This is a genomic window from Bacillus sp. UMB0893 (genome assembly GCF_002858905.1).
Classification (GTDB): Bacteria; Bacillota; Bacilli; order Bacillales; family Bacillaceae; genus Bacillus_P.
In genome coordinates, this window is record NZ_PKLB01000008.1 from 56,564 (window position 1) to 68,595 (window position 12,032).

Below are 12,032 nucleotides of genomic sequence, written 5' to 3' on the forward strand. Positions count from 1 at the left end.
TATATCCCTAATAAATGGTATAAAAACATTAATATACTACCACTCAATTTTTCCTATTTGTACATAAATCTAATAAAAAAGAAAAGATGGGAAATATGAATCTGTCAAAACAAGGATCGTTTTTCCTATAGGAGAGAAATCATTAATAGTGTTCTATATTTATATAAAGCGGCTGTTCTTTAAAAAAGAGGGAAAGACACCAGCAGAGAAGAATTAAATAAATATATCTGGGGCAGGATCAAACTGCCCTATTTTGGAGTGTGAAAAATGAGTACCCAGGAACGGATTATCAGCGTAAACGGTTTGGTCAAAAAATATGGAGATTTTACAGCGGTAAATGGGATAGCTTTTCATGTACATAGAGGCGAAGTGTTTGGGGTGCTTGGTCCGAATGGAGCCGGGAAGACGACGACTTTGGAGATGCTGGTCGGACTGCGGAAGCCGGATGGCGGTTCGGCTGATATTGGCGGGTTTGATGTGGTGCGGGATTTAAAGAAGGTGAAGGAGGTCATTGGTGTCCAGTTGCAGTCAACCACTCTGTTTGAGCTGTTGACGGTAGAAGAGATTCTCAATTTATATGCGAGTTTTTACAAAAAACAGATTCCGATTCATCCGCTGATTGAGGATATGCTGCTCACGGATAAAACGAAGAGCCGGATTAAAAGTCTGTCAGGCGGACAGAAGCAGAGACTTGCGATTGCGCTCGCTCTTGTGCATGACCCATTGATTATTTTTCTGGATGAGCCGACGACCGGATTGGATCCTCAGGCAAGAAGAACGCTGTGGGATATTATTTTTAAGCTGAAGGAAAAAGGAGTTACGGTTGTTTTGACAACGCATTACATGGATGAAGCCCATGTGCTTTGCGACCGGATTGCGATTATGGATCAGGGGAACCTGATTGCGCTTGATACACCGGCCGAGCTTGTGCGCAGCCTTCATTCTGAAAATGCGGTGGAATTCCGGTTTGAGGAAGAAGCAGCTGAGATGGATCTCACTGAAATTGAGGGAGTCAAGCAGGTTGGGACGCATAAGGACGCGACCATTTTGTATACGGATAATCTTCAGGCGACCTTAACGAGTCTTATTCAAACGGCTGCAGACCAAGGGTTGAAATTGGCGGATCTGCAGATTAGAACGGCAACGCTTGAGGACGTATTTATTCATATGACCGGAAGGAGGCTGAGGGAAGCATGAAGGCATATTGGCAATTGACATTAACCCAGCTGCGTATTTTCATGCGCAACCGTCAAGTCTTGTTTTGGACGCTAGCTTTTCCAATTTTCCTAATGGTCATGCTCGGGTCGTTTCTTGGGAATGGCAACAGTATGTCAGTGACCGTTGGAGTCTTGGATCAGGATCAATCCAGTGAATCGAAGGCTTTCGTAGCGGCATTAAAGGAAAATAAAGCGATGGAGCTTGAAATGGAGTCGAAGGAGGACAAAGCCTTCAGTGAGGTGAAAAATGGAAACCTTCAAATTGCGATTGTGATTCCAAAAGGCTATGGTGAAGAGCTTGGTCAGGCATCTCCTTTCAAACTGCCCGTCTATTATGACGAAACAAACACAATGGTCTCGCAGGTTGGTCTTCAGCTTGTAAATGGAGCTGTTGATCAGATCAGCAAAGAGAAAGCAGATTACAAGCCTGCGGTAGTCACTGAGCCAAAAGGAATTGAAACGCTGAACCTGAAATATATCGACTTTCTTGTTCCGGGGATTGTGGCGATGATGATTATGAGCAACAACATGAACGGGGTTGCCGGACAAATTGCGGCGTGGAGAGAGCGTGGTATTTTAAGAAGAATGCAGGGTACAACGCTAAAGGCATCGACCTTTATTGCAGCTCAGATAACGGCGCGTCTTATGCTGAATGGGCTGCAGGCTCTGCTTGTGCTCGTGATTGCGCAGCTGATTTTCGGAGTGGATGTGCGCGGCTCCTGGCTGACGCTGATCACCTTTGTTATTTTAGGAACACTTGCCTTTATGGCGATCGGATTTATTATTGCAGGTATTGCAAAAACACCGGAAAGCGCCGCGCCAATCGCAGGATTCCTTTCCTTTCCTATGCTGTTTTTAGGAGGCGTCTTTTTCCCAATCAAAGACATGCCCGATTTTTTGCAGCCGCTTGTCTATGTGCTCCCGATTTCCCACTTAAGCCATGCCTTAAGGGAAGTCATGAACGTTGGAGCATCCTTTTTGGCACTTGGAACCGAAACCTTGATTTTGGGCTGCTGGGTTGTTGGCGCTTTTATAGTTGCGAGTTTTACGTTTAAGTGGGAATAAGAACGTGCTAAAAAAGAGGTTTCGAGAGGATGTTCTTCAAAAGCTGCAAATGAATAAGATAGTAATAGAATAAAAGATAAAGGAGCCTTTACTATGACCACACCAGCCAATTGGAAGAAAGCAGACGATTATTTTATTTCTAAACTTCATTCCGCTGACCCAGATATGTCTTACATCCTTAAAGCCAACGAAGAGGCGGGTTTGCCTGAGATTGATGTGGCGCCTAACCAAGGCAAGCACCTTTACTTGCTCGCGAAGCTGAAGGGTGCGAAAAAGATTCTTGAAATAGGAACGCTGGGCGGCTATAGCAGTATTTGGCTGGCACGGGCTTTGCCTGAAGACGGGAGGCTTGTCACTCTTGAATATGAGGAGAAGCATGCGAGGGTTGCGAAGGAAAATATGAAAAAAGCCGGTCTTGATCATAAAATTGAAATTATTGTAGGAGCGGCGCTTGATACGTTGCCTGCATTACAGGATCAGGCACCATTTGATTTTATTTTTATTGATGCAGATAAGGTAAATTATCCAGGCTATTTTGAATGGGCGATGAAGCTATCTAAACCTGGAACCGTTATTTTGGGAGACAATGTGGTCCGCGGCGGGAAGGTCATCAATGAAAACAGCGGGGATGTAAATGTGGGCGGTGTCCGCACGTTAATGGATTTGCTGTCGAAGGAGCCTGGAATAGAGGCGACGGCAATTCAAACGGTTGGAAGCAAAGGATACGATGGATTTGTTCTTGGAATTGTAAAATAAAAAGGGGAAGAGCTGCTGAACAATGGCAGCTTCTTTTTTTGTGTAAGAATAATTATTGTTTGGGATGTTACTTAACTTTAAGCCTGGTGCAGGTAGCTTCAAAATGATGAAAATACCCTCATTCACCAGACTATACATGAAGTAGAGCATTACATAGATTGTAGGTATATCAGGAAGTATGTTCTTATAAGATTCATTTATATAAAAACTGAATCGATTGTAAGATGAATTCCGATCTCAAACAGGAATTTGTCCGGTCCTCATAATACCCTCTCTCATGGACAAGATATAGACAACGAAAACGTATTATGGAGGCGGGCAGAGTGAAAGTGTTATCAATGATTCAGCCATGGGCAAGTCTTTTTGTGCTCGGAGAGGTCAAATATGAAACAAGGTCATGGCGCACAGCCTATCGCGGGAAGCTGGCCATTCACACGAGTAAAAAAATGGATAAGACAGCCTGCAGACATGCAGGCATCCAAGCTTTGCTGGGCAAGCATGGGTATACGGAAAATAAACTTCCATCGGGCAAAATTATTGCAGTTTGCAGGCTTGAAAAGTGCCTTAGGGTTATAGAAAATAATCAGGAATCGGCAATTTTGGAAGATGGACGGATTGTCACAGGCAATGATTTTTTCCTGGGAGACTACAGAGTGGGAGGCTATGTGTGGGAAGTTGAGGACATGCAGCAGCTGGATGAATATATCCCTGCAAAAGGAAGGCTTGGATTATGGGAGCATAAGGTATAGGTTACATTCTGATTGAGTCTTTCTCGAATGGCTTAAATGGAAAAATATAATTCCGCTGCAAACGTGGATCCCAACACCCGCAAAGTGTTAGGCAAGCTCAGATCCTGATAAATAGTACCCTTTTCCTTTTTGAATAGAAGAATTTGGTTGTAGCGCTCAATTCCTGTTTGATCTGCTTAATATCAGTAAGCATGGTACTTCGGCTAACAAGAAAACGGTCAAGAAACGTTGTAAGATAAACGGGTTTTTCCCTTGTAAGTATCATCACTGCGACCGTATAATTTACATAAAAGGATATTGCTAGAATAAAAGAAAAGTAAGACGGATTTGTTCTAGCAAATGTAAAATGGTGCAATCTTCCTCGTTCATCAAAACAAAAAGTCAAAATTTCTTTGTTTTTTTGTTTGTTTCTGCGGAAAAAAAACGAAAAGAAAAAGGAACTGGCGTCTTTAAAAAGAATTATTAAGTAAATATTAATTAGACAGGGAGACAGCATATGAATTACCGTATTTTAAAAGAAGATAATCCATACAGCAAAAATATCGTCAATCAGAAGCTCTATGAGTACAATTCCTTGCACTTTCCGGAGGACTTAAACGGCAGATATGAAGAAATCAATTTGTACCTCAAAGATGAAAACGGCATGGTCCGCGGAGGCATTTTAGGAGAAATCTGCTGGAACTGGCTTGAGATTCATACATTGATGATCGATGAGGACCTTCGTCATTCAGGACATGGATCAAAGCTTCTGGCAGAAGCAGAAAACCTTGCTGTACTAAAAAAGTGCGACTTTGTAAAAGTGGACACTCTCAGTTTTCAGGCAGTGGACTTTTATAAAAAGCATGGGTACGAAGTATATGGCACGCTTGATGGAGTTGGAAGAGACTTTAAGCATCACTATTTGAAAAAGGACCTGTAAAGGAGCGAATTATGTCGTACGAATTGAAAACAAAGCAGACTGACAATAGTGTGATTGAATTTATCGAGGCTGTCGATCACCCGAAAAAGCGTGAGGACGCCTATCAGCTGCTGGACATTTTTACAGAAACGACCGGGTATGAGGCAAAGATGTGGGGGCCAAGCATTATTGGGTTCGGTTCCTATCATTACAAATATGCAACGGGTCATGAAGGGGATGCACCGCTTGTCGGCTTCTCACCGCGTAAAGCAAAAATCAGCCTTTACTTTGCGCCTGGTGAAACGAAGCGGGAAGAGCTTTTAAAAGAGTTTGGAAAGCATACGAACGGGAAAGCATGCGTTTACATAAACAAAGTGGCTGATATTGATGTTGAGGTGCTGAAGAAGCTTATTCAGGAGTCGGTTACGTTTTTGCAGGAAATGTATCCGGCTGAATGAAGGGAGAATCAACATGGTAAATTCACTGATTGTAAATGAAGAGATCCTTATAGATGCTGAACCTGAAACCATTTGGAGGGTGCTGACAGAAACAAAATATGTAGCACAATGGGATGAGCTCCCTGAGGGTTATCCTGAAGGAGCCATGAGAAAGGGCAGCAAGGTGATCTGGGAGCTTCCTGACGGGGAACAATCTATCACCACGATCATTAATGCAGAGCCTCAAAAAGAGTTAAAGATTTCTCTTTTCGTCACAAAGTGGGAAGAAAAGGTAAAAGAAGGGGATATAGCTTATCTATTTCAGCTTGAGGAGCGGGGCAGGAGCACACTATTAAAAATCAGGATCGGTGATTTTTCTTTGCTTAAAAACGGGCGAAACTATTATGAGGCTTCTGTTGAATTTGCAGATAAAGCTAAAAAGGTGATTAAGGAATTGGCAGAGAGCTAATCGGAGCGGCTCTATTTAAGGGCCTCTCCTGATGAGTATTAGAAATAAAGATGCGAGTGAAAAGTAGTACTTCATCCATTTTATAAAATGTGAGGAAAGCGGATAAATAGTCCCTTTCCTTTTTTAGTTTACAAAGAAGTGCAAGAGAGTAATTTTTAAATAAAGATTATAACGTTATATATTTTTATTATAAACATTATAACGTTATATTTACTTTGTGAAATTTCTATGATATCCTTCAGGTGTGAAAAGAAATACTAGGTATAAATGTAAGCGTGTTCCGAAAGGATCATGGAAAAGGGTGACAGGTATGAAGGAACGGTTTGTATTGCGTAATGTAAAGCTTGTGAATGAAGAGGAAATGGATATAGTGGTTGAAAACGGTAAAATTGCCGAGCTGACAAAGGCTGGGAGCGGATGTGGAGAGCAAGTTTTCGATTACTCCGGTGTTTATGTTTCAAGCGGCTGGATTGATTTACATGTCCATGCCTTTCCTGAATTTGATCCGTATGGCGATGAAATCGATGAAATAGGAGTAAAACAAGGTGTTACTACCATCGTAGATGCGGGAAGCTGCGGGGCCGACCGAATTGCAGATCTTGCTGCGAGCAGGGAACGGGCCAAAACGAATTTTTTTGCTTTTTTAAACATTTCCCGGATTGGTTTAAAACGAGTGGATGAATTATCTAAGTTAGAATGGATCGATACAGAGAAAGCTGTACAGGCGGTACAAGAGTATAAAGATTTCATTGTTGGATTAAAGGCGCGAATCAGTAAAAGTGTAGTTCGTGACAGCGGCATTGATCCTTTGCGTATTGCCCGGGCCATTTCAAGGGAAACTTCTCTGCCCTTAATGGTGCACATCGGCTCTGGACCGCCAAACATTGAAGATGTTATTCCGCTCTTGGAAAAAAGGGATGTGATTACTCATTATCTCAACGGAAAAGAAAATAACCTTTTTGATGATCAAGATAAACCGCTTCAAGTGTTTACAGATGCGATCAACCGCGGCGTGCATTTGGATGTCGGTCATGGGACTGCCAGTTTTTCATTTAAGGTTGCGGAAGCAGCAAAAGCTAACCACATAGGTTTAAATACAATCAGCACAGATATCTACCGCGGGAACCGAGAAAACGGTCCCGTCTATAGCATGGCAAATGTTTTAACGAAATTCCTCTATTTAGGATACTCGCTTAAAGAGGTGATCGCAGCTGTCACATCTCATGCTGCAAGCTGGCTTGAAAAACCGGAACTTGGACGAATCGAGGTTGGGGACGCTGCGAACTTAACCCTATTTACCGTTCAAAGCAATCCAATTACTCTCATCGATTCCGAAGGGGATGAACGGATAGCGGAAAAAAGGATCGAAACAAAAGGAGTGGTTGCAAATGGCGAATTCATTAAATGCTAAATATGGACTGAAACGCGTGATTAATGCAAGCGGCCGAATGAGTATCCTGGGTGTATCAGCTCCTACAGATACGGTGATGGATGCGATGAAACAAGGCGGTCAAAGGTATGTAGAGATTGCAGATTTAGTGGATAAAGCAGGCGATTATGCAGCGGATATCCTTGGTTCAGAGGCAGCTGTTATCGTGAACTCGGCATCGAGCGGAATCGCACTTTCAGTTGCGGCACTGGTGACAAAAGGGAATCGCCGGAAGAGCGAGCGCCTTCACCAAGAACTCATTCCTCAAAATGAAATTATCATGCTGAAGGGTCACAATGTCCAATACGGTGCACCGGTTGAAACGATGATCTTTTTGGGCGGCGGAAAGCTCGTTGAAGTTGGCTATGCCAATGAAGGGAAGGCAGAATATGTCGAAGATGCCATTTCAGAAAACACAGCAGCCATTCTTTATGTCAAATCGCATCATGCTGTTCAAAAAAACATGATATCCGTTGAGGAAGCATGGGAGGTTGCAAAGCGAAAAGGCATACCGCTTATTGTGGATGCTGCTGCAGAAGAAGATCTTCAGAAATATGTGAAATACTCGGATCTTGCGATTTACAGCGGTTCAAAGGCGATTGAAGGACCGACTTCCGGAATCGTCGGCGGCAAGAGAACTTACATTGAATGGCTGAAAGTGCAGCTTCATTGTATAGGAAGAAGCATGAAAGTCGGCAAAGAAACGACGTTCGGCCTCCTTCAGGCACTTGATGAATACGGCGTAAAGGAAGATAAAAGCGAACAAGAAAAAGATGCCTTGCAAGTATTGATGCCTCTGAAGGAGATTCAAGGTGTCAATGTTACGATTGTACAGGATGAAGCGGGCCGGGCCATTTTCCGTGCACGCATTCAAATAGATCCAGAGCAGGCAAATACAACTGCAAAAGATGTAGCAGCAGGACTGCGTGAAGGGGACATTGCCATTTACACACGTGATTATGGTGTGAGACAAGGCTATTTCGATATCGATCCGCGTCCGCTGCAAGGCGACGATATCCATGTCATAGAAGCGAAAATACGCGAATTAACAGAAGGGGGAAAATAAGATGTCAACTATAACTAAACGGTTTTACAAAGATCGTGTTGCATTAAATGTTCTTGCCAGCAGCATAGAAAATGCGAAAGAAGTATTTGAAGCGGCAGAAGGGCATGTTTTAGTCGGTGTTCTTTCAAAAGATTATCCGACAGCAGAAGAAGCGGTTGCGGCGATGAAAGAATACGGAAAAGCAATTGAGGAGGCCGTATCGATTGGACTGGGTGCAGGTGACAATCGACAGGCTGCTGTAGTGGCGGAGATTGCAAAACATTACCCTGGCAGTCACATTAATCAAGTTTTCCCTGCAGTTGGAGCAACACGCGCCAACCTTGGAGACAAAGACAGCTGGATCAACAGCCTGGTATCTCCGACAGGTCGCCCAGGATATGTAAATATCTCAACTGGACCAGTTAGCGCTGCACAGGACGAGCATGCGATTGTGCCGGTTAAAACGGCCATTGCCCTTGTGCGCGATATGGGAGGCAATGCATTAAAATACTTCCCAATGCAAGGATTAAGCCGTGAAGACGAGTTCCGTGCTGTTGCAGAAGCATGCGGTGAAGAAGGATTTGCGCTTGAGCCGACCGGCGGAATCGACAAAGAGAATTTTGAAGCCATCTTGCGCATTGCCCTGGAAGCAAACGTACCGCAAGTGATTCCTCATGTGTATTCATCGATCATTGATAAAGAAACCGGAAAAACAAATGTCAGCGATGTGCGGGAATTACTTGAAACGATGAAGAACTTGGCTGATCAAAATGGCTAAGCAAATTGCGGCTTTTGGTGAGATCATGATGCGCTTGCAAGCACCGGGATATGAACTCTTGTCACAAGCCGGCACATTAAACTATTCCTTTTCAGGGACGGGTGTGAATGTCGCATCAGCACTTGCACGTTTTGGGCATTCTGGGCACCTCGTGTCCGCATTGCCGGATAATACATTGGGGGATGCCGCCCTTTCGCATCTTCGAAAACTGGGAGTTTCTCAATCATTCATTGTCCGGGATGGGAAATATGTAGGCATGTACTTTTTAGAAAATGGATTCGGAGCGCGTCCGAGCCGCGTAACCTACACAAATCGTCAGGAAAGCAGCTTCAATACAGCCTCTGCAGGAACGTATGCATTTGAAGAGATTGCCAGAAAAATCGATATTGTTCATTTTTGCGGGATAACACTCGCGATGAATGATACGGTCCGCCATCATATGAAAGCGTTCGCAACAGCGGTCAAAGAAAATGGCGGCACGGTTGTCTTCGACTGCAACTACCGTCCATCTCTTTGGGGGAATGACGGCTATGAAAAAGCAAAGCCGGAATATGAAGAAATGCTGCATCTGTCAGATACAGTCATGATGAATGAAAAAGATGTCATGTTTGTTCTTGGTATGCACACAGAGAAGAAAAAACGGACTGAACAGCTTATGGATCTGATTCCAGCAGTTGCAAAAAAGTATAATATATCCGTCATAGCGGGTACGCATCGTTCAATCAATGGCGACAATACTCATTCCTTGCAGGGCTTTATGTTTAAGAATCAAGCATTCACCTTTTCAAAAGAACTCACGTTTTCCGTCTATGATAGAATAGGTGCTGGAGATGCCTATACGAGCGGTATCGTACATGGTGAGGCAGAAGGATTTTCACCGAAAAAAACGGTAGCGTTTGCAGCAGCAGCAGCAATGCTTGCGCATACGGTTGCTGGCGATACCCCAATGTCATCGGAGAGTGATATCCTCCGCGCGATGACGGAATCAGTGGGCGATGTAGAAAGGTAGTGGATGTAACAGTGAACGTATCTCGGAAAAAAGGACCATTATATTTACAAATAAAGAAAATCTTAAAAGACCGGATTTTGCATGGTGTGTATCCTCTTGATGCAAATATACCTTCAGAACCGCAATTGGAAAATGAATTCGAGGTCAGCAAGATTACTGTCCGCAATGCCATAAATGAGCTTGTTCTAGAAGGATATCTTGAAAAGAAGAGCGGAAAAGGCACGAAGGTTATTCGAAATACTTCTGCCTCAAAGCTTTCCAAAGGGAAACGCTTTACAGAAGTATTAGTAGAAGAAGGGCATAAAATTCAAAAACAATTGCTGCAAGCTGAAATCATAAGCAATCAAGAGGGCTCAGAACCGTATCGATTATTCGGGGAGCAATGTTTTCGAATCGAACGGCTTTATCGTCTTGATGGGGTACCCTATATTCATTTCACGCATTATTTAGATAAAAAGTGTATAAAAGGGACTGACCCATCGGATTTAAACGTGCAATCCTTATATGATTTGATTGAAGAACAAGATATTTCTTTAGAAAAGTTTCGGGATGGGTTTGCTGTTGCCATTGCACCTTCTTCGGTGGCGGAAATATTGCGTGTGAAAGAGAGAACATCTTTATTAAAGAGGTCACGTTATTCCTATGATGAAACGGGCGATGTGATCGAATACAGTGAAGGTTACTATAACACGGACATGCAGCATTATATTGTTAATTTTGATAGATAGGAAACGCGGGAAAAAAGGGAATGCAGCTCCTTTTCCTGACGGGCTTTTGAAAGCGCTTGCTGTATAGGGGAGGGGAATTAAATATGGAACTTTATCTATTAATGGTTACCTTTTTATCGATTGTGATTGTTATCTTAGGAGTAGCATGGTGGAAATGGCATGCGTTTATTAGTTTAACGGTTGCAAGCTTGTTCTTGGCCATTATGTCCGGATTATCAATGGATAAAATTATTGGAGCATATGAAACAGGTGTTGGAAGCGTTTTAGGGCACCTAGTTGGAATTTTGGCGCTGGGCACGATTTTAGGAAAACTGATGTCGGATTCAGGTGCAGGAATGCAAGTATCAGATTTTTTCATTCGGTTCTTTGGTGTAAAGAGATTGCCGTGGGCAATGCTTTTCTCAGGCTTTATTATTGGAATCCCGGTATTTTTTGAAGTGGGAATTGTGATCTTATTGCCTCTGGTCATATCAATTTATAAAACTACGAAACAAAACATTTTATTAATCGCACTGCCTGTTATTGCAGGATTATCCATTGTACATGGACTTGTTCCTCCGCATCCGGGAGCAATGACGGCTATCGGCATCTATCAGGCCGATATGGGAAAAGTCCTGATTTATTCTCTAATTATTGCGCTTCCTGCAGCCATCATTGCAGGACCATTGTTTGCGAAGTGGGTGCACAAACGGGTGATTCCTGAAGGTGAGCCGGAGCTGATCCGCATAAACACGGCATCAAAAAAATTACCGGGTACAGGAATTTCATTCTTCATTATCTTATTGCCTATTATCTTAATGATTCTGTCGGTTGTTGCGCCTTATATCGCACTGCCTGATGGCTTCGTAAAATTCTGCCTATTCATCGGCAGTCCAGTAATGGCCCTTCTAATTGCTTGTTTTGCAGCCTACTACTTCCTTGGATTTCGCCAAGGTTTCGATAAAAACTTATTGAAAAAGTTAACGGAAGAATGCCTGCTTCCGGTTGGTTCAATCATTCTCATCATCGGTGCAGGGGGCGGGTTTAAGCAAATCCTTATTGATAGCGGTGTCGGCACTTCAATTGCTCAAATGTCTGAGCAGGCATCCTTATCTCCCATTGTTTTAGCATTTATGGTAGCAGGCTTAATTCGAATTGCGACAGGTTCGGCAACGGTCGCATTAACAACCGCTGCCGGGATCGTTTCACCAATTATTGAGCACATGTCCGGTGTGAACTTGGAATTATTGGTCATTGCGACTGGTGCAGGTTCGCTCATGTTCTCACATGTAAATGATGCCGGTTTCTGGATGGTAAAAGAATATCTGGGGTTAACTGTAAAAGAAACCTTTAAAACATGGACCGTATTAGAGACATTGCTTTCATTTATCGCTTTTGGAACTGTTTTGCTGTTTGATATGTTCGTATAAAACCAATGCTCCCTCTGCATGCCTGCAGAGGGGGTTTTTATTT

The 12,032-nt window shown here is 43.1% G+C and carries 13 protein-coding genes; all 13 read left to right on the forward strand.

All coding sequences use genetic code 11. The features are described from left to right. Positions 1-267 precede the first annotated feature (267 nt). The gene (locus CYJ36_RS17500) at positions 268-1,197 is read left to right on the forward strand and encodes an ABC transporter ATP-binding protein (RefSeq protein WP_101568553.1); all 930 of its coding nucleotides are present in this window, start codon (positions 268-270) and stop codon (positions 1,195-1,197) included. Then, entirely contained in the window at positions 1,194-2,282 is a 1,089-nt protein-coding gene (locus tag CYJ36_RS17505; protein WP_101568554.1) for an ABC transporter permease, read from the forward strand. The genes CYJ36_RS17500 and CYJ36_RS17505 overlap by 4 nt, the downstream gene beginning before the upstream one ends. 93 nt (positions 2,283-2,375) lie before the next feature. After that, positions 2,376-3,038, forward strand: coding sequence for an O-methyltransferase (locus CYJ36_RS17510; protein WP_101568555.1), 663 nt, complete (start codon positions 2,376-2,378; stop codon positions 3,036-3,038). A gap of 323 nt (positions 3,039-3,361) precedes the next feature. Next, positions 3,362-3,787, forward strand: a complete 426-nt coding sequence (locus CYJ36_RS17515) for an ASCH domain-containing protein (protein ID WP_101568556.1) — start codon at positions 3,362-3,364, stop codon at positions 3,785-3,787. A 496-nt stretch (positions 3,788-4,283) separates the two neighbouring features. Then, positions 4,284-4,706 (forward strand): GNAT family N-acetyltransferase, encoded by a 423-nt coding sequence (locus CYJ36_RS17520; RefSeq protein ID WP_101568557.1) that lies wholly within the window; start codon positions 4,284-4,286, stop codon positions 4,704-4,706. An 11-nt stretch (positions 4,707-4,717) separates the two neighbouring features. Continuing rightward, positions 4,718-5,143: a DUF1801 domain-containing protein gene (locus tag CYJ36_RS17525; protein ID WP_101568558.1), complete on the forward strand. Its 426-nt coding sequence runs from the start codon at positions 4,718-4,720 to the stop codon at positions 5,141-5,143. A 13-nt stretch (positions 5,144-5,156) separates the two neighbouring features. Beyond that, positions 5,157-5,591, forward strand: a complete 435-nt coding sequence (locus CYJ36_RS17530; protein WP_101568559.1) for an SRPBCC domain-containing protein — start codon at positions 5,157-5,159, stop codon at positions 5,589-5,591. Between the two features lie 310 nt (positions 5,592-5,901). After that, positions 5,902-7,002, forward strand: coding sequence for an amidohydrolase/deacetylase family metallohydrolase (locus tag CYJ36_RS17535; RefSeq protein WP_101568560.1), 1,101 nt, complete (start codon positions 5,902-5,904; stop codon positions 7,000-7,002). Next, complete coding sequence (locus CYJ36_RS17540) at positions 6,980-8,086, forward strand: DgaE family pyridoxal phosphate-dependent ammonia lyase (RefSeq protein WP_101568561.1); 1,107 nt, start codon at positions 6,980-6,982, stop codon at positions 8,084-8,086. Before CYJ36_RS17535 ends, CYJ36_RS17540 begins: the two co-directional genes overlap by 23 nt. 1 nt (position 8,087) lies before the next feature. After that, a complete protein-coding gene (dagF, locus tag CYJ36_RS17545; protein ID WP_101568562.1) occupies positions 8,088-8,843 on the forward strand; it encodes a 2-dehydro-3-deoxy-phosphogluconate aldolase in 756 nt (251 codons plus the stop codon). Further along, positions 8,836-9,852 carry a sugar kinase gene (locus CYJ36_RS17550; RefSeq protein WP_101568563.1) on the forward strand — a complete coding sequence of 339 codons (1,017 nt, stop codon included), beginning with the start codon at positions 8,836-8,838 and terminating at the stop codon, positions 9,850-9,852. Before dagF ends, CYJ36_RS17550 begins: the two co-directional genes overlap by 8 nt. Continuing rightward, entirely contained in the window at positions 9,852-10,580 is a 729-nt protein-coding gene (locus CYJ36_RS17555) for a GntR family transcriptional regulator (protein ID WP_180850426.1), read from the forward strand. Before CYJ36_RS17550 ends, CYJ36_RS17555 begins: the two co-directional genes overlap by 1 nt. A gap of 83 nt (positions 10,581-10,663) precedes the next feature. Next, positions 10,664-11,989, forward strand: coding sequence for a GntT/GntP/DsdX family permease (locus tag CYJ36_RS17560; protein ID WP_101568565.1), 1,326 nt, complete (start codon positions 10,664-10,666; stop codon positions 11,987-11,989). Positions 11,990-12,032 lie beyond the last annotated feature (43 nt).